Source organism: Amycolatopsis sp. lyj-109 (assembly GCF_046548995.1).
In the GTDB taxonomy this organism is placed as follows: domain Bacteria; phylum Actinomycetota; class Actinomycetes; order Mycobacteriales; family Pseudonocardiaceae; genus Amycolatopsis.
Genome location: NZ_JAJPWR010000002.1, coordinates 154,668 through 174,490, shown reverse-complemented (window position 1 = coordinate 174,490; position 19,823 = coordinate 154,668). Strand labels below are relative to the sequence as shown.

Annotated in this window: 7 protein-coding genes; all 7 read left to right on the top strand. The window is 73.5% G+C overall.

Going from position 1 to position 19,823, the window contains the following annotated elements:
• The first annotated feature begins 21 nt into the window (after positions 1-21).
• Positions 22-5,160, top strand: coding sequence for an acyltransferase domain-containing protein (locus ACLJQF_RS04640; RefSeq protein WP_410606951.1), 5,139 nt, complete (start codon positions 22-24; stop codon positions 5,158-5,160).
• 48 nt (positions 5,161-5,208) lie between these two features.
• Positions 5,209-15,504, top strand: a complete 10,296-nt coding sequence (locus tag ACLJQF_RS04635) for a beta-ketoacyl synthase N-terminal-like domain-containing protein (protein ID WP_410606950.1) — start codon at positions 5,209-5,211, stop codon at positions 15,502-15,504.
• An 8-nt stretch (positions 15,505-15,512) separates the two neighbouring features.
• The gene (locus ACLJQF_RS04630) at positions 15,513-16,295 is read left to right on the top strand and encodes an arylamine N-acetyltransferase (protein ID WP_410606949.1); all 783 of its coding nucleotides are present in this window, start codon (positions 15,513-15,515) and stop codon (positions 16,293-16,295) included.
• A 19-nt stretch (positions 16,296-16,314) separates the two neighbouring features.
• Positions 16,315-16,503, top strand: a complete 189-nt coding sequence (locus ACLJQF_RS04625) for a hypothetical protein (protein WP_410606948.1) — start codon at positions 16,315-16,317, stop codon at positions 16,501-16,503.
• Entirely contained in the window at positions 16,500-17,540 is a 1,041-nt protein-coding gene (locus ACLJQF_RS04620; protein ID WP_410606947.1) for a 3-dehydroquinate synthase family protein, read from the top strand. Before ACLJQF_RS04625 ends, ACLJQF_RS04620 begins: the two co-directional genes overlap by 4 nt.
• A complete protein-coding gene (locus ACLJQF_RS04615; RefSeq protein WP_410606946.1) occupies positions 17,537-18,838 on the top strand; it encodes a 3-deoxy-7-phosphoheptulonate synthase class II in 1,302 nt (433 codons plus the stop codon). Before ACLJQF_RS04620 ends, ACLJQF_RS04615 begins: the two co-directional genes overlap by 4 nt.
• Before the next feature lie 107 nt (positions 18,839-18,945).
• Positions 18,946-19,737 carry a shikimate dehydrogenase family protein gene (locus ACLJQF_RS04610; RefSeq protein WP_410606945.1) on the top strand — a complete coding sequence of 264 codons (792 nt, stop codon included), beginning with the start codon at positions 18,946-18,948 and terminating at the stop codon, positions 19,735-19,737.
• Positions 19,738-19,823 lie beyond the last annotated feature (86 nt).

Here is a 19,823-nt window from a genome sequence, read left to right as displayed (position 1 = left end):
GACTTCTGGGAGTTGAGATCAGTGGCTGACGAGGGACAGCTCCGCGATTACCTCAAGCGGGCCATCGCGGACGCCCGCGACGCCCGCACGCGGCTGCGAGAGGTCGAGGACCAGGCACGCGAGCCGATCGCCATCGTCGCCATGGCGTGCCGGTACCCGGGCGGGGTGGCCTCGCCCGAGGACCTGTGGCGGCTGGTGGCCGACGGCACCGACGCCGTCTCCGCGTTCCCCGGCGACCGCGGCTGGGACGTCGACGGGCTCGTCGACCCGGACCCCGACCGCCCCGGGACGACCTACACCGACCAGGGCGGCTTCCTGCACGACGCCGGGCAGTTCGACGCGGGGTTCTTCGGGATCTCACCGCGTGAGGCCGTCGCGATGGACCCGCAGCAGCGGCTGCTGCTGGAGACGTCCTGGGAGGCCATCGAACGGACCGGCACCGACCCGCTTTCCCTGAAGGGCAGCGACATCGGCGTCTTCACCGGCGTCGCGAGCATGGGCTACGGCGCCGGCGGTGGTGTGGTCGCGCCGGAACTGGAGGGCTTCGTCGGCACCGGGGCGGCGCCGTGCATCGCGTCCGGCCGGGTGTCGTACGTCCTCGGCTTCGAAGGCCCGGCGGTCACCGTCGACACCGGGTGTTCGTCCTCGCTGGTGGCGATGCACCTCGCCGCGCAGGCGCTGCGACGCGGCGAGTGCTCGATGGCGCTGGCCGGCGGCGCGATGGTGATGGCCCAGCCCGGTTCCTTCGTCTCCTTCTCCCGGCAGCGCGGGCTCGCCATGGACGGGCGCTGCAAGGCGTTCGCGGACAGCGCCGACGGCATGGGACTGGCCGAGGGCGTCGGCGTGCTCGCGCTGGAACGGCTGTCGGTCGCCCGCGAGCGCGGGCACCGCGTGCTGGCCGTGCTGCGCGGCATCGCGGTGAATCAGGACGGCGCGTCGAACGGCCTGACCGCGCCCAACGGCCCGTCGCAGCAGCGGGTGATCCGCGCCGCACTGGCCGAAGCCGGCCTCGCACCGTCCGATGTGGACGCCGTCGAGGGACACGGAACGGGCACCACGCTGGGCGACCCGATCGAAGCGCAGGCCCTGCTGGCCACCTACGGCAAGGACCGCGACCCGGAGAAGCCGTTGTGGCTCGGTTCGGTGAAGTCGAACCTCGGGCACACGCAGGCGGCCGCGGGCGTGGCCAGCGTGATCAAGATGGTGCAGGCGCTGCGCCACGGCGTGCTGCCCCCGACCCTGCACGTCGACCGGCCGTCCACCGAGGTCGACTGGTCGGCCGGCGCGGTCTCGCTGCTGACCGAGGCGCGGGAGTGGCCGCGTGAAGGCCGTCCCCGCCGGGCCGGGGTGTCCTCGTTCGGCATCAGCGGGACCAACGCGCACCTCATCCTCGAGGAAGCACCGGATGCGGGTCTGCCGCAGCTTGTCGTGAGTGGTAATTCGGGTTCTAACCCGAATTACCACTCACGACCGTCTGTGGTGCCGGTGGTGGTGTCGGCGCGCGGTGCCCTGGCGGGGCAGGCCGGGCGGCTGGCCGCGTTCCTGAGCGAGTCGGACGAGCCCCTGTCCGACGTCGCCGGCGCGCTGGTGTCCGGGCGCTCGCTGTTCGGGGACCGGGCCGTCGTCGTGGCGGGCACGCACGAGGAGGCGTCGGCCGGGCTGGCGGCGCTGGCCCGCGGCGAAAGCACCCCCGACGTCGTGACCGGCTCGGTGGCCGCCTCGGGCGCGCCGGGCAAGGTCGTGTGGGTCTTCCCGGGCCAGGGTTCGCAGTGGGCCGGGATGGGCCGGGAACTCCTGGAATCGTCCCCGGTGTTCGCCGAGCGGATCGCCGAGTGCGCGGCCGCCCTCGACCCGTGGATCGACTGGTCGTTGCTCGACGTCCTCCGTGGCGAGGGTGACCTGGATCGCGTCGACGTGCTGCAGCCCGCCTGTTTCGCGGTGATGGTCGGCCTGGCCGCCGTGTGGCAGTCGGTGGGGGTCCGGCCGGACGCGGTGGTGGGTCACTCGCAGGGTGAGATCGCGGCCGCGTGTGTGGCGGGGGCGTTGTCGCTGCCGGACGCGGCGAAGGTGGTTGCCCTGCGCAGCCAGGCCATCGCGGCGAAGCTGGCCGGCCGCGGCGGCATGGCGTCGGTCGCGCTGAGCGAGGAAGACGCGGTCGCGCAGCTGACGCCGTGGGCCGACCGGGTCGAGGTCGCCGCGGTCAACAGCCCGTCCTCGGTGGTGGTCGCCGGGGACGCCGAAGCCCTGGATCAGGTGCTCGAAGCGTTGTCCGCGCAGGAAATCCGGGTCCGGCGGGTCGCGGTGGACTACGCCTCGCACACCCGGCACGTCGAGGACATCCAGGAACCGCTGGCCGAGGCACTGGCCGGGATCGAGGCCCAGGCGCCGTCGCTGCCGTTCTTCTCCACCCTCACCGGGGACTGGATCACCGATTCCGGAGTCGTCGACGGCGGCTACTGGTACCGGAACCTGCGCAACCAGGTCGGCTTCGGCCCGGCGGTGGCCGAGCTGCTCGGCCTGGGCCACCGGGTGTTCGTCGAGATCAGCGCCCACCCCGTGCTGGTGCAGGCGATCAGCGAGATCGCCGACGACTCGGTCGTGACCGGTTCGCTGCGGCGCGACGACGGCGGCCTGCGCCGGTTGCTGACGTCGATGGCCGAGCTGTTCGTCCGCGGCGTCGACGTCGACTGGGCCACGCTGGTGCCGCCCGCCCGGGTGGACCTCCCGACCTACGCCTTCGACCACCAGCACTACTGGCTGCGGTACCTCGAGACGGCGACCGACGCGGTCGGTCCGGTGGTCCGGCTGCCGCAGACCGGCGGCCTGGTCTTCACCTCGCGGTGGTCGCTGAAGACGCACCCGTGGCTGGCCGACCACACCATCGACGACGTGCTCGTCGTGCCGGGCGCGGCACTGGCCGAGCTGGCGATCCGGGCCGGGGACGAGGCCGGGACCCCGGTGGTGGACGAACTCGTCATCGAGACGCCGCCGGTGGTGCCGGACCGCGGCGCGATCCGGGTGCAGGTCACGGTGAGCGGTCCGGACGAGCACGGCGTCCGGACCCTGGAAGTCCACTCCCAGCCCGACGACGCCACCGACGAGTGGACCCGGCACGCCACCGGCACGCTGTCGGCGACGCCGCCGCCTCCGGGCGCGCGGCCGACCGGCGACGAGATCTTCACCGAAGTCTCCCTGCCCGGCGACGCGGACGCCGGTGCCTTCGCCGTCCACCCGGCGCTCCTGAACGCGGCCCTGTCCGGCGACGACGGCCTGACCCAGCCCATGGAATGGCGCGGCCTGACCCTGCACGCCGAAGGCGCGTCGACACTGAGGGTCCGGCTGGTGCCCGGCGGCTCCCTGGAAGCGGTCGATGGCGCCGGCAACCTGGTCGTCACGGCGAGGGAAGTGGTGCTGCGGCCCGTGTCCATCGCCCAGCCGAGCACCGACCAGGACTCGCTGTTCCAGGTGAACTGGATCGAACTCCCCGGGAGCCCGCAGGCCGAAGGTGTCGCCGACGTGCTGGAAGTCCCCGGGGGCGACTCCCCGCTGACGGCGACCTCCCGGGTCCTGGAGAAGCTGCAGACCTGGCTGACCGAGCCCGAGGCCGAACGCCTGGTCGTCGTCACGCGCGGCGCGGTGCCCGCCGGCGACACCCCGGTGACCGACCCGGCCGCGGCCGCGGTCTGGGGCCTCGTCCGGTCCGCGCAGGCGGAGAACCCGGACCGGATCGTTCTCCTCGACACCGACGGCGAAGTTCCGCTCGGCGTCGTGCTGGCCACCGGTGAACCGCAGGTCGCCGTGCGCGGCGCGGCCCTGTACGTGCCGCGCCTGGCCCGCGCCGACGCGGCCCCGGTGTCCGGTCTAAAAGGGACGGTCCTCGTCTCCGGCGCCGGCGTGCTCGGGGAGATCGTCGCGCGGCACCTCGTCACCCACCACGGCGTGCGAAAGCTGGTACTCGCCAGTCGCCGGGGTCTCGACGCCGACGGCGCGAAGGACCTGGTCACCGACCTCACCGGCGAGGGCGCGGACGTGTCCGTCGTCGCCTGCGACCTGACCGACCGCGACCAGGTAGCCGCCCTGCTCGGCGAACACCGCCCGGCGAGCGTCATCCACACCGCGGGCGTCCTCGATGACGGCGTCATCGGGACGCTCACGCCGGAGCGGCTCGCCAAGGTGTTCGCACCCAAAGTCGACGCCGTTCGCCACCTCGACGAGCTGACCCGCGACCTCGACGCGTTCGTCGTGTTCTCCTCCGGCTCCGGCGTGTTCGGCTCGCCCGGCCAGGGCAACTACGCGGCCGCGAACGCCTTCCTGGACGCGGCCATGGCGAGCCGCCGGGCGGCGGGCCTGCCCGGCCTGTCACTCGCGTGGGGCCTCTGGGAACAAGCCACCGGCATGACCGCGCACCTCGGCGGCACCGACCAGGCCCGGATGAGCCGGGGCGGGGTGCGGCCGATCACGGCCGAGGAGGGCATGGCCCTGTTCGACGCCGCGCTCGGCGCACCGCCCGCGTTGCTCGTGCCGGTGAAGCTCGACCTGCGGGAGGTGCGGGCCGGTGGTGCCGTGCCGCACCTGCTGCGCGGCCTGGTCCGCACCGGACGGCGGCGGGCGCAGGGTGCGTCCACAGCGTCCACAATGGACGACTCGCTGAAGCGGCGGCTGGCCGGGCTGGCCGCGCCCGAGCAGGAGGCGCTGCTCGTCGACCTCGTGCGCAACCAGGTCGCGACCGTGCTCGGGCACGCCGGGCCGGACGCGGTCCGCGCCGACACCGCGTTCAAGGACGCCGGGTTCGACTCGCTCACCTCGGTCGACCTGCGCAACCGGCTGCGGGAGAGCACCGGGCTGAAGCTGCCCGCGACGCTCGCCTTCGACTACCCGACCCCGCTGGTCCTCGCCCGGCACCTGCGCGACGAGCTCGGGGCCGGCGACGACGCGCTGTCGATGGTGCACGCCCGGCTCGAAGACGTCGAGGCACTGCTCGGCGGACTGCTCCTCGACGAATCCACGAAGACCGGTCTCACCCTGCGGCTGCAGGGCCTGGTGGCCCGGTGCAACGGCGTGCTCGACCAAGCGGACGGCGAAACGCTGGCCGACCGGCTCGAGTCCGCTTCCGCCGACGAAGTCCTCGACTTCATCGACGAGGAGCTGGGCCTCACCTGACCCCGGTTCGCGACCGACGATCCAGCAAACCCTTGTGAGGACCCGAGAATGGCCACGGACGAGAAACTCCTCAAGTACCTCAAGCGCGTCACGGCGGAGCTGCACAGCCTGCGCAAGCAGGGGGCCCGGCACGCCGACGAGCCGCTCGCCGTCGTCGGGATGGCCTGCCGGTTCCCGGGTGGGGTGTCCTCGCCCGAAGACCTGTGGCAGCTGGTGGCCGGCGGCGTCGACGCCCTCTCGGACTTCCCCGACGACCGGGGCTGGGACCTGGACGGCCTGTTCGACCCGGACCCCGACCACCCCGGGACGTCGTACACCAGCCAGGGCGGCTTCCTGCGCGGGGCCGGGGCGTTCGACGCCGGCCTGTTCGGTGTCTCGCCGCGTGAGGCCCTCGTCATGGACCCGCAGCAGCGGGTGCTGCTGGAGACGTCCTGGGAGGCCATCGAGGACGCCGGCGTCGACCCGCTTTCGCTGAAGGGCAGCGACGTCGGGGTGTTCTCCGGCGTGTTCACCCAGGGCTACGGCGCCGGAGCGATCACGCCCGAGCTGGAAGCCTTCGCGGGCATCGGCGCGGCGTCCAGCGTGGCGTCGGGCCGGGTGTCCTACGTCTTCGGGCTCGAAGGCCCGGCGGTCACCATCGACACGGCGTGCTCGTCGTCGCTGGTGGCCATCCACCTCGCCGCCCAGGCCCTGCGCGCGGGCGAGTGCTCGATGGCGCTGGCCGGCGGCGCGACGGTGATGCCGACGCCGGGCACGTTCGTGGCGTTCTCCCGGCAGCGGGTACTGGCCGCCGACGGCCGGTCCAAGGCCTTCTCCTCGACCGCGGACGGTACGGGCTGGGCCGAAGGCGCCGGCGTGCTCGTCCTCGAACGGCTTTCGGTGGCACAGGAACGCGGGCACCGGATCCTGGCGGTCATCCGCGGCAGCGCGGTCAACCAGGACGGGGCGTCCAACGGCCTGACCGCGCCGAACGGGCCCTCGCAGCAGCGCGTGATCCGCAAGGCGCTGTCCGGGGCCGGGCTGGTCGCGTCCGATGTGGACCTCGTCGAGGCGCACGGCACGGGGACCGCGCTCGGCGACCCGATCGAAGCGCAGGCGCTGCTGGCGACCTACGGCCAGGGCCGCGAGCAGCCCTTGTGGCTCGGGTCGATCAAGTCGAACTTCGGGCACACGCAGGCGGCCGCCGGCGTCGCGGGTGTGATCAAGATGGTCCAGGCGCTGCGGCACGGCGTCATGCCGCCGACCCTGCACGTGGCCGAGCCGACCCCCGAGGTCGACTGGTCGGCCGGCGCGGTTTCGCTGCTGACCGAGCCGCGCGAATGGCCCGCCGGAGACCGGCCGCGCCGGGCCGGCGTCTCCGCGTTCGGGATCAGCGGGACGAACGCGCACCTGATCCTCGAGGAGGCACCCCCGCAGGACGTCGTGAGTGAAAAATCGGGTTCTAACCCTACTTCCCACTCACGACCGTCGGTGGTGCCGGTGGTCGTCTCGGCGGGGAGTCCGGCGTCCTTGGCCGCGCAGGCCGGGCGTCTCGCCGACGTTCTGGAGTCCGGCGTGCCGAGGGCCCGCGTGGCGAGTGCGCTGCTGTCGAGCCGGGCGCTGCTCGGCGACCGCGCGGTCGTGGTCGCGGGCACGGACGAGGAGGCGGTGGCCGGGCTGCGGGCGCTGGCCCGCGGGGACCGCGCCGCGGGCGTGGTGACCGGGTCGGTGCGGCCGGGCAAGGTCGCCTACGTCTTCCCCGGCCAGGGTTCGCAGCGGCTCGGGATGGGCCGCGAGCTGTACGACCGGTACCCCGTGTTCGCGACGGCGTTCGACGAGGCCTGCGCACAGCTGGACGGCTGCCTGGCCGGCCGGGCCGGCCACCGCGTGCGGGACGTCGTGCTGGGCGAGGTGCCCGCCGAAACCGGGCTGCTGAACCAGACCGTCTTCACCCAGGCCGGGCTGTTCGCGGTGGAGAGCGCGCTGTTCCGGCTCGCGGAGTCCTGGGGCGTCCGGCCGGACGTGGTGCTCGGCCACTCCATCGGCGAGATCACCGCCGCGTATGCCGCGGGCGTGTTCTCGCTGCCGGACGCGGCCCGGATCGTCGCGGCGCGGGGCCGGCTCATGCAGGCGCTGGACCCGGGCGGGGCGATGGTCGCCGTCGCCGCGTCCGAAGCCGAAGTCGCCGAACTGCTCGGTGACGGCGTGGAACTGGCCGCCGTCAACGGCCCCTCGGCGGTCGTCCTGTCCGGCGACGAAGACGCGGTCCTCGCGGCCGCCGCCCGGATGCGCGAGCGCGGGCACAAGACCAAGCAGCTCAAGGTTTCGCACGCGTTCCACTCCGCGCGGATGGAGCCGATGCTGGCCGAGTTCGCCGCCGAGCTGGCCGGCGTGACCTGGCGCGAGCCGGAGATCCCGGTCGTCTCCAACGTGACCGGCCGGCTCGCCGGGCCCGGCGAACTCACCGAGCCGGGCTACTGGGCCGAGCACGTGCGGCGGCCGGTGCGGTTCGCCGAGGGCGTCGCGGCCGCGGCGGAGTCCGGCGCCACGCTGTTCGTGGAGCTGGGGCCGGGCGCGGCCCTGACGGCGCTCGTCGAGGAGTCGGCCGAGGTCACCTGCGTCGCCGCGCTGCGGGACGACCGCCCGGAAGACACCGCGCTGATCGCCGCGGTCGCCGAGCTGTTCGTCCGCGGGGTCACCGTCGGCTGGTCCGCCCTGCTGCCGCCGGCGAGCGGGTGGATCGACCTGCCCAAGTACGCCTTCGATCAGCAGCACTACTGGCTCCACCCCGCCGCGCAGGCCACGGACGCGGCTTCGCTCGGGCAGGTCGCGGCCGACCACCCGCTGCTCGGCGCCGTCGTGCGGCTGCCGCAGTCGGACGGGCTGGTCTGCACCGCGCGGCTGTCGCTGAAGTCGCACCCCTGGCTGGCCGACCACGTCATCGGCGGGGTGGTGCTCGTCGCGGGCACCGGGCTCGTCGAGCTGGCCGTCCGGGCCGGGGACGAGGCCGGCTGCCCGGTCCTCGAGGAACTCGTCATCGAGGCCCCGCTGGTCGTACCCGAGCACGGCGGGGTCCGGATCCAGGTCGTCGTGGGCGCGCCGGGGGAGACCGGCTCGCGCACGGTCGAGGTGTACTCCCTGCGCGAGGACGCCGGCGCGGAGGTGTGGACCCGGCACGCAACCGGGTTCCTGGCCGCCTCCGCGGCCGCGCCGAAGCCGTTCGACTTCACCGCCTGGCCGCCGCCGGGCGTCGAGCGCGTCGACGTCGACGACTTCTACGACGGCCTCGTCGAGCGCGGATACGCCTACGGGCCGTCGTTCCGCGGCCTGCGGGCGGTGTGGCGGCGCGGCGACGAGATCTTCGCCGAGGTGTCGCTGGGAGAGGACGACCGCGCCGACGCGGCCCGGTTCGGCATCCACCCCGGGCTGCTGGACGCCGCTCTCCACGCGGGCATGGCCGGTGCCACCACGACGGAAGAGCCCGGGCGGCCGGTGCTGCCGTTCGCCTGGAACGGCCTGGTGCTGCACGCCGCCGGGGCGTCCGCGCTGCGCGTCCGGCTCGCCCCGAGTGGTCCGGACGCCCTGTCGGTCGAGGCCGCGGACGAGGCAGGCGGGCTCGTCGTGACGGCGGATTCGCTGGTCTCCCGCCCGGTATCGACCGAACAGCTGGACGCGGCGGCGCACCGCGACGCGCTCTTCCGCCTGGAGTGGACCGAGATCTCCCCGGCCGGGGACGCGCCCGTGGACCACGTCGAGGTGCTCGAAGCCACCGGTGAGGACCCCCTGGAACTGACCGGCCGGGTTCTCGAAGCCGTGCAGACCTGGCTCACCGGCGCGGCCGACGACGCCCGCCTGGTCGTGGTGACCCGCGGTGCGGTGCCCGACGGCGACGGCGTCGTACGCGACCCCGCCGGTGCCGCGGTGTGGGGCCTGATCCGGGCCGCGCAGGCGGAAAACCCGGACCGGATCATCCTGCTGGACACCGACGGCGACGTCCCGCTGGGCCCGGTGCTGGCCAGCGGTGAACCGCAGGTCGCCGTCCGGGGCACCACGCTGACCGTTCCGCGGCTGGCGCGCGCCGAGGCCGCGCAGGCACCGGCCGTGACCGGCGGGACGGTCCTGATCTCCGGCGCCGGTTCGCTGGGCGTGCTCACCGCCCGCCACCTGGTGGCCCGGCACGGAGTCCGGCGGCTGGTGCTCGTCAGCCGACGCGGTCCGGCCGCCGACGGCATGGCCGAGCTGACCGCGGACCTCACCGCCCAGGGCGCCGAAATCTCCGTGTTGGCGTGTGACCTCTCCGACCGGGACCAGGTGGCGGCTGTGCTTTCCGAGCACCGGCCGGCCGCCGTCGTGCACACCGCCGGTGTCCTCGACGACGGCGTCTTCGAGTCATTGACGCGGGAGCGGCTGGCCAAGGTGTTCGCGCCGAAGGTCGACGCGGTCCGCCACCTCGACGAGCTCACCCGCGAGCCGGCCCTCGACGCCTTCGTCGTGTTCTCCTCAGCGTCCGGGGTCTTCGGCTCGGCCGGGCAGGGCAACTACGCCGCCGCCAACGCCTACCTGGACGCCGTGGTCGCGAACCGCCGGGCCGCCGGCCTGCCCGGCACGTCGCTGGCCTGGGGCCTGTGGGAGCAGGCCGACGGCATGACCGCGCACCTCGGCGGCGCCGACCAGGCGCGCGCGAACCGTGGCGGTGTCCAGGCCATCTCGCCCGCCGAGGGCATGGACCTGTTCGACGCAGCGCCGGACGGGCTCGTCGTCCCGGTCAAGCTGGACCTGCGCAAGACCCGGGCCGGCGCGACGGTGCCGCACCTGCTGCGCGGCCTGGTCCGTGCGGGCCGGCAGCAGGCCCGTCCGGCGTCCACTGTGGACAAGGGGCCGGCCGGGCGGCTCGCCGGGCTCGCTCCGGCGGAGCAGGAGGCGCTGCTGCTCGACGTCGTCCGCGCGCAGGTCGCGCTGGTGCTCGGGCACGCCGGGCCGGAGGCCGTCCGCGCGGAGACCGCGTTCAAGGACACCGGGTTCGACTCGCTGACCTCGGTGGAACTGCGGAACCGGCTGCGCGAGGCGACCGGGCTCAAGCTGCCCGCCACGCTGGTCTTCGACTACCCGACGCCGGTCGCGCTGGCCCGCTACCTGCGTGCCGAACTCGGCGATCCGATGGCGACCACTTCGGCGGAGGTGGCGGCACCCGCGGACGCCGGCGAGCCGATCGCCATCGTCGGCATGGCGTGCCGCCTGCCGGGCGGGGTCACCGACCCCGAAGGCCTGTGGCGCCTGGTGCGCGAGGGCCTCGAAGGACTGTCCCCCTTCCCCGAAGACCGGGGCTGGGACCTGGACAACCTGTTCGACGACGACCCCGACAGCTCCGGCACGACCTACACCAGCCAGGGCGGGTTCCTCGAAGGCGCCGGCCTGTTCGACGCGGGCTTCTTCGGGATCTCGCCGCGTGAGGCCCTCGCCATGGACCCGCAGCAGCGGCTGCTGCTGGAGGCGTCCTGGGAAGCCCTCGAAGGCGCCGGCGTCGACCCGGGTTCGCTGAAGGGCGCCGACGTCGGCGTGTTCGCCGGAGTGTCCAACCAGGGCTACGGGATGGGCGCGGATCCGGCCGAACTGGAGGGCTACGCGAGCACCGCGGGCGCCTCGAGCGTCGTCTCGGGCCGGGTGTCCTACGTGTTCGGGTTCGAGGGCCCGGCGGTCACGATCGACACCGCGTGCTCGTCGTCGCTGGTCGCGATGCACCTGGCCGGGCAGGCCCTGCGGCAGGGCGAGTGCTCGATGGCCCTGGCCGGCGGCGTCACGGTGATGGGGACGCCCGGCACGTTCGTGGAGTTCTCGAAGCAACGTGGCCTGGCCGGCGACGGCCGGTGCAAGGCCTACGCGGACGGCGCGGACGGTACCGGCTGGGCCGAGGGCGTCGGGGTCGTCGTGCTGGAGCGCCTGTCGGTGGCGCGCGAGCGCGGGCACCGCGTCCTGGCCGTGCTGCGCGGCAGCGCGGTCAACTCCGACGGCGCGTCCAACGGCCTGACCGCGCCCAACGGGCCGTCGCAGCAGCGGGTGATCCGCCGGGCACTGGCCGGCGCCGGCCTCGCACCGTCCGATGTGGACATCGTGGAAGGCCACGGCACCGGAACGGCGCTGGGCGATCCGATCGAGGCGCAGGCCCTGCTGGCCACCTACGGCAAGGACCGCGACCCGGAGACGCCGTTGTGGCTGGGTTCGGTGAAGTCGAACTTCGGGCACACGCAGTCGGCCGCGGGTGTCGCGGGCGTGATCAAGATGGTGCAGGCGCTGCGGCACGGCGTCATGCCGCCCACCCTGCACGTCGACCGGCCCACCAGCCAGGTCGACTGGTCCGCGGGTGCGGTCTCGTTGCTGACCGAGGCGCGTGAGTGGCCGCGCACCGGCCGTCCCCGCCGGGCCGGGGTGTCCTCGTTCGGGATCAGCGGGACCAACGCCCACCTGATCCTGGAGGAAGCGCCGGATCCGGGTCTGCCGCAGCTTGTCGTGAGTGGTAATGAGGGTTCTAACCCTAATTCCCACTCACGACCGTCGGTGGTGCCGCTGGTCGTGACGGCCCGCAGCGCCGGTTCCCTGGCCGGTCAGGCGCGCCGGCTCGACGCGTTCCTCGACGACCAGCCCCTTTCCGACGTCGCCGGTGCCCTGCCGGGCCGCGCGCGGTTCGGCGAGCGCGCGGTCGTGGTGGCGGAGTCCGCCGAGGAGGCCCGCAGCGGACTGGCGGCGCTGGCCCGCGGCGAGGACGCACCGGGCCTGGTCACCGGCCGGGTACCCGCGTCCGGCCTGCCGGGCAAGCTCGTCTGGGTCTTCCCCGGCCAGGGGACGCAGTGGGCGGGCATGGGCCGGGAGCTCCTCGACACCTCGCCGGTGTTCGCCGAGCGGATCGCCGAGTGCGCGGCCGCGCTCGAACCCTGGGTCGACTGGTCCCTGCATGACGTCCTGCGCGGCGAAGGTCCCGGGCTGCTCTACCGGGTGGACGTACTCCAGCCCGCGAGTTTCGCGATGATGGTCGGCCTGGCCGCGGTGTGGTCGGCGGCCGGGGTCGTGCCCGACGCGGTGGTCGCCCACTCCCAGGGCGAGATCGCCGCCGCGTGCGTGTCGGGTGCGCTGTCGCTCGAAGACGCGGCGAAGGTGGTCGCGCTGCGCAGCCAAGCCATCGCCGCGAAACTCTCCGGCCGCGGCGGCATGGCCTCGGTCGCGCTGAGCGAAGAAGACGCCGTCACGCGGTTGGCGCCGTGGGCCGACCGGGTCGAGGTCGCCGCGGTCAACAGCCCGTCCTCGGTGGTGGTCGCCGGAGACGCCGAAGCCCTCGCCGAAGCCCTCGAAACACTGACCGGCCAAGGTGTCCGCGTCCGGCAGATCGCGGTGGACTACGCCTCGCACACCCGGCACGTCGAGGACATCGAGGAGACCCTGGCCGAAACCCTCTCCGGGATCGACGCCCGGGCGCCGCTGGTGCCGTTCCTCTCCACCCTCACCGGCGAGTGGATCACCGGCGACGGGGTCGTCGACGGCGGTTACTGGTACCGGAACCTGCGCGGCCAGGTCCGGTTCGGCCCGGCCGTCGAAGCGCTGCTGGCGCAGGGGCACGGCGTGTTCGTCGAGATCAGCGCCCACCCCGTGCTGGTCCAGCCGATCACCGAGCTCACCGACGAGATCGTCACCGGTTCCCTGCGGCGGGACGACGGTGGCCTGCGGCGGCTGCTGACGTCGATGGCCGAGCTGTTCGTCCGCGGCGTCGAAATCGACTGGGCCACCCTGGCGCCGCCCGCCCGGGTGGACCTGCCGACGTACGCCTTCGACCATGAGCACTACTGGCTCCGTGCCGCGGACACCGCGTCCGACGCCGTCTCACTGGGACTGGCCGGGGCCGACCACCCGCTGCTGGGCGCGGTCGTCGAGCTGCCGCAGTCCGACGGCCTCGTCTTCACCTCGCGGCTGTCGCTGCGGACGCACCCCTGGCTGGCCGACCACGCGGTCCGGGACGTCGTGATCGTCCCCGGCACCGGCCTGGTGGAACTGGCCGTGCGGGCCGGCGACGAAGCCGGCTGCCCGGTGCTCGACGAGCTGGTGATCGAGGCGCCGCTCGTGGTACCCCGCCGCGGCGGGGTCCGCGTGCAGGTCGCCATCGGCGGCCCCGGCGCGGACGGCTCGCGCACGGTGGATGTGTACTCCCTGCGGGAGGACGCGGACTCGTGGATCCGGCACGCCACCGGTGTGCTGGTCCCGGGCGGCCGGCCGCGGGGGAGCGCCGGGTTCGACTTCGCCGCCTGGCCGCCGCCCGATGCGAAGGCCGTGGACATCACCGGCGCCTACGACGTGCTCGCGGACGTCGGCTACGGCTACGGGCCCACGTTCCGCGCCGTGCGCGCGGTGTGGCGGCGCGGCGAGGAAACCTTCGCCGAGATCGCCCTGCCAGAGGAAGCGGACGCCGGTGCGTTCGGCATCCACCCCGCGCTGCTGGACGCGGCTCTGCACGCCACGATGGTCAGTGCCGCGGCGGACACCGAGTCCTACGGCAACGAAGTGCGGCTGCCGTTCGCCTGGAACGGCCTGCGGTTGCACGCGGCCGGCGCCTCGACGCTGCGGGTCCGGGTCGCCAAGCCCGAGGGGGACAGCCTCTCGCTCGAAGCCGTGGACGAAACCGGCGGCTTGGTCGTGACGCTGGACTCCCTGGTCGGCCGCCCGGTGTCGAACGACCAGCTGACGACGGCGGCGGGCGCCGGTTCGCTGTTCCGGGTGGACTGGCTGCCACTATCCACAGTGGACACTTCAGGGCCGGTGTCGTCGTGGCTCCCGGTCGCCACTGCGGAAGAGGTGGCGACGCTCGCCGACGACGTCCTGACCGGCGCGGCCGAGGCCCCGGCGGTGGCCGTCATGGAAGCCGTCGAGGGCGAGGTGCTGGCGCTCACCGTCCGGGTACTGGACGTCGTCCAGTGCTGGCTGGCCGGCGGCGGACTGGAGGCGACGAAGCTCGCGATCGTCACCCGCGGCGCGGTGCCCGCCGGCGACGGCGCGGTGACCGACCCCGCCGCGGCCGCGGTGTGGGGCCTGGTCCGGGCCGCGCAGGCGGAGAACCCGGACCGGATCGTCCTGCTGGACGTCGAGCCCGAAGCCGACGTCCCGCCGCTACTGGCTTCGGTACTGGCCGACGGCGAACCCCAGCTCGCGGTCCGCGGCCACGCTCTCCACGTCCCGCGCCTCACCCGCGCAGCAGCAGACTTCGTGAAGGCCACCTTCACGAACTCTAACTCCCTCAAGGTGGCCTTCACGAACCGCGGCCCGGTGCTGATCACCGGCGGGACCGGGTCGCTCGGGGGCCTGGCCGCCCGGCATCTCGTCGAGCGGCATGGTGTGCGGCAGCTGGTGCTCGCCAGTCGCCGGGGTCTCGACGCCGAAGGCGCGAAGGACCTGGTCACCGACCTCACCGCACTGGGTGCCGACGTTTCGGTCGCCGCCTGCGACGTCGCCGACCGGGACCAGGTGGCCGCGTTGCTGGCCGAGCACCGGCCGGCCGCCGTGATCCACACGGCGGGCGTCTCGGACGCCGGGGTGATCGGGACGGTGACGCCGGACCGGCTCGCCGAAGTCTTCGCACCCAAGGTCGACGCCGCCCGGCACCTCGACGAGCTGACCCGCGACCTGGACCTCGACGCCTTCGTCGTCTACTCCTCGGTTTCCGCCGTGTTCATGGGCGCCGGCAGCGGCAGCTACGCCGCGGCGAACGCGTACCTGGACGGGCTGATGGCCCACCGGCGCGCGGCCGGCCTGCCGGGCCAGTCGCTGGCCTGGGGGCTGTGGGACCAGACCACCGGCGGCATGGCCGCCGGGACCGACGAAGCCGGCCGGGCCCGGATGACCCGGCGCGGCGGCCTGGTCGCCATGAAACCCGCGGACGGCATGGACCTCTTCGACGCCGCCATCGGGTCGGGGGCGGCGCAGCTGGTGCCCGCCCAGCTCGACCTGCGCGGCCTGCGCACCGAAGCGGCGGGCGGCGCCGAAGTCCCGCACCTGCTGCGCGGCCTGGTCCGGGCGGGCCGCCAGCAGGCCCGTGCCGCGTCCACTGTGGAGGAGAACTGGGCCGGCCGGCTCGCCGAGCTCGAACCGGCCGAGCGGGCGAAGGTCCTCCTGGAACTGGTGCGCACCCAGGTGGCCGCGGTGCTGGGCTACCGCGCCGCCCACCAGGTCGACCCGGACCAGGGGCTGTTCGAGATCGGCTTCGACTCGCTCACCGCGATCGAGCTCCGCAACCGGCTGCGCGCCCGCACCGAACGGAAGATCGCGCCCAGCGTCGTCTTCGACCACCCGACGCCGGCCCTGCTCGCCGCGTACCTGAACGAACTGCTCTGAACGAGGTGATGAACGTGTTCGACGTGGAGACCTATCTCCAGCGGATCGGCTGCGGCGGGGAAACCGGCGTGGACCTCGAGACGCTGCAGAAGCTGCAGAAGAGCCACCTGATGGCGATTCCGTACAACAGCCTCGCCTACGAACTCCGGGACGCGGTGAACGTCGTCGACCTCGACGAGGACGACGTCTTCGTGACCAGCATCGCCGAAGGGAAAGGCGGCGCCTGCTACCACCTGAACCGGCTGTTCCACCGGCTCCTGACCGAACTGGGCTACGACGTCACGCCGCTGGCCGGCAGCACCGCCGAAGGCCGGGAGACCTTCGCCACCGACGTCGAGCACATGTTCAACCTGGTCACCCTGGACGGCCGCGACTGGCTCGTGGACGTCGGCTACCCCGGCCCCACCTACCTCGAGCCCCTGGCGGTGTCGCCCACGGTGCAGACCCAGTACGGCAGCCAGTTCCGGCTGGTGGAGCAGGAATCCGGCTACGCCCTGCAACGCCGGGGCGCGGTCACCCGCTGGAGCGTCGTCTACACCTTCACGACGCAGCCCCGCGAGTGGAGCGACTGGAAGGAACTGGAGGACAACTTCCGGGCCCTGGTGGGGGACACGACCCGCACCGACACCCAGGAAACCCTGTGCGGCCGGGCGTTCGCGAACGGCCAGGTCTTCCTGCGGCAGCGCCGGTACCTGACGGTCGAGAACGGCCGCGAGCAGGTGCGCACGATCACCGACGACGACGAGCTCCGGACGCTGGTGGCCCGCGTGCTGTCCGGCGACCTCGGCTGAACTGGCGAAAGGCACGACGATGACGGAAAAAGAGGGCCTGCTGGCGAAGTTCGCCGGCTTCTGCAGGACCGCGTACAAGCAGCACTACATCCCCTACCTGAACTTCTTCTACGGCGGCGAGTACCTCCACCACGGCAGCGAGCCGGTGTCGCGGATCGCCGACCTGCCCTACCGGATGCTGCCGGAGCCGCGGGAGCCGTCGCCGTGACGACGACGATTCCGGTACGCCTGGAAGAACGCTCCTACGACGTGCTCGTCGGCCCGGGGGTGCGGACGGCGCTGCCCGAGGTCGTCCGGCGGCTCGGCGCCAAGCGGGCGGTGGTTGTCTCGGCGCGTCCGGCCGACTGGGTGCCCGGCACCGGCGTCGAGACGCTGCTGCTGCCGGCCCGCGACGGCGAACAGGCCAAGCGACTGTCCACAGTGGAAGAACTGTGCGGTGAGTTCGCACGGTTCGGGCTCACCCGGTCCGACGTCGTCGTCTCCTGCGGCGGCGGCACGACCACGGACGTCGTCGGGCTCGCGGCCGCGCTGTACCACCGGGGCGTCGCCGTGGTCCACCTGCCCACGTCCCTGCTCGCCCAGGTGGACGCCAGCGTCGGCGGGAAGACCGCGGTGAACCTGCCGGCGGGCAAGAACCTCGCCGGCGCGTACTGGCAGCCCAGCGCGGTGCTGTGCGACACGGACTACCTGACCACCCTGCCGCGGCGGGAGCTGCTGAACGGCCTCGGCGAGATCGCCCGCTGCCACTTCATCGGCGCGCCGGACCTGCGGGGGCGCTCGCTGCCGGAGCAGATCGCCGCCAGTGTCACCCTGAAGGCGGGCATCGTCGCGCAGGACGAGCGCGACACCGGGTTGCGGCACCTGCTCAACTACGGCCACACCCTCGGGCACGCGCTGGAGATCGCGACGGATTTCGGCCTGCGCCACGGCGAGGCGGTGGCCATCGGCACGGTCTTCGCGGGCCGCCTCGCGGGCGCGCTGGGCCGGATCGGCCAGTCCGGAGTGGACGAACACCTCGACGTCGTCCGCCACTACGGCCTGCCGGCCGCGCTGCCCGAGGACGTCGACCCGGACGTGCTCGTCCGCCAGATGTACCGGGACAAGAAGGCGATCACCGGGCTGGCCTTCGTGCTGACCGGGCCGCGGGGCGCGGAGCTGGTGAACGACGTGCCGCCGGAGGTGGTCACGGACGTCCTGGCCGGGATGCCCCGCGACCGCCTGGAAAACCTGGCCGGTGCGACATGAACCGGAGGTGGGCACTTTCACGTGAAAGTGCCCCATCGGTGCTGGCCGGCCGGCTGCGTGCGGCGCTGGCCCGCCCGGCCGCGCAGCAGCCCCGCTGGCCGGACGCCGGCCGGGCGGAGGCGGTAGTCGAGCTGCTGCACAACGCCGAGCCGATCGTGGCGCCCGAGGAGACGGCGCGGCTGAGCGCGCGGCTCGCGTCGGTCGCCCGCGGCGAGGCGTTCCTGCTGCAGGGCGGGGACTGCGCGGAGACGTTCGCCGGCAACACCGAGCCGCACCTGCGGGCCAACCTGGGACTGCTGGAGCGGATGGGCGAAGTGCTGGCCGAGGCGGCCGGCCTGCCGGTGGTCAAGATCGCCCGGATGGCCGGGCAGTTCGCCAAGCCGCGGTCCAACACCGTCGACGCGCTGGGCCTGCCGGTGTACCGGGGCGACATCGTGAACTCCCCGGAGTGCACGGTCGCCGCCCGGACGCCCGACCCGCACCGGATGCTGATGGCCTACGCCCACGCGGCCAGCGCGATGGACCTCGTCCGCAAGCTCTGCGCCGAGGGCATCGAAGAACCCCTGGTACTGGCCGGAGCCCGCCGCGCTGCCCCCGGCGGACTTTTCCCGGATGGTGCCCGGCCACCGCGGCCGAGCGAGATCTACGTCAGCCACGAGCTGCTGCTGCTCGACTACGAGCGGGCCGTCCTGTGGCCGGATCCCGGCGGCCCGGAGCCGCGGCTGTCCAGCGGGCTGGCGCACTTCCTGTGGATCGGGGAACGCACCCGGCAGCTCGACGGCGCCCACATCGCGTTCGCGGAACTGCTGGCCAACCCGATCGGCCTGAAGCTGGGGCCGAGCTGCACGCCGGAGGAGGTCGTCGAATACGTGCGGCGGCTCGACCCGCACCGCACACCGGGCCGGCTGACGCTGGTCAGCCGGATGGGGCACGCCCACGTCCGCGAGCTCCTCCCGCCGATCGTGGAGAAGGTCGCCGCCTCCGGGCACGAGGTGATCTGGCAGTGCGACCCGATGCACGGCAACACCCGGACCTCGGGCAACGGCTACAAGACCCGGCACTTCGGCCACGTCGTCGACGAGCTGGCCGGCTTCTTCGCCGTGCACCGGCAGCTCGGCACCCACCCCGGCGGCATCCACGTCGAGGTGACCGGCGACGACGTCACGGAGTGCCTCGGTGGTGCCGCGGGCGTCGCCGAGGCCGACCTGCCCGACCGCTACCTGACCGCCTGCGACCCGCGGTTCAACGCCGACCAATCGGTCGAACTCGCTTACGCGGTCGCAAAAATGCTGCGCTAGCCACGAGCGCCCCAATGTGGCCTTGGTTGCGTCAGACGCACCCAAGGCCGCCTTCGGTGCGTCTGACGCAACCAAGGCCACATTGGGGCGCTTGGGGAGAGGCCGAGATGACCATCAGCGGCACCACCCGCCTGTACGTCGTGCTGGGCGATCCGGTCATCCAGGTCCAGTCGCCCGGGCTGCTGAACCCGCTCTTCGCGGAGCTGGACATCGACGCGGTGCTCGTCCCGGTGCACGCGCCGGCGCCGGACCTCGAACGGATCGTCGCCGGGCTGCGGGCCGTCGCCAACCTCGACGGCATCTTCGTCACCGTGCCGCACAAGGCGGCCGTGGCCGGGCTGGCCGACCGGTGTAGCCCGATGGTGGAAATCACCGGCAGCGCCAACGCCTTGCGGCGGGAAGCCGACGGCCGGTGGTACGCCGAGAACTTCGACGGCACCGGCTTCGTGGCCGGGCTCGTCGAAGCCGGGCACGACCCGAAGGCCCGGCCGGTGGCCCTCGTCGGCGCCGGCGGCGCGGGCAGCGCCATCGCGGCCGCGCTGCTGGCGGCGGGCGCCGACCGCCTCGCGGTGTGCGACCCGGACAAGGCGAAACTGACGGCGCTGCAAGCCCGGTTGGACGCACACTGGCCCGGCCGCACCTCGGTATCGGCCGAACCGGACACCGCGGGCGCCGAGATCGTCGTGAACGCGACGCCGCTCGGGCTGCGTCCGGACGACCCGCTGCCGTTCCGGCCGGCCGAGCTGGCCCCGGGCTGCGTGGTCGCCGACATCATCATGAAACCCCGCGAAACCCGCCTTCTCCGCGAAGCGGCGGCTCTCGGGCACGACGTCCATTACGGAATCCACATGCTCGCCGGGCAACTGGACTCCTACCGCGCTTTCTTCGGCCTGGGTTGAAGATCGGCACTACCAAGCCGGGGGATGTGAGGGTGTCGGAGCCGGATCTAGCCTGGTGGTGACGCTGATATTTCGCAGCATTCCGG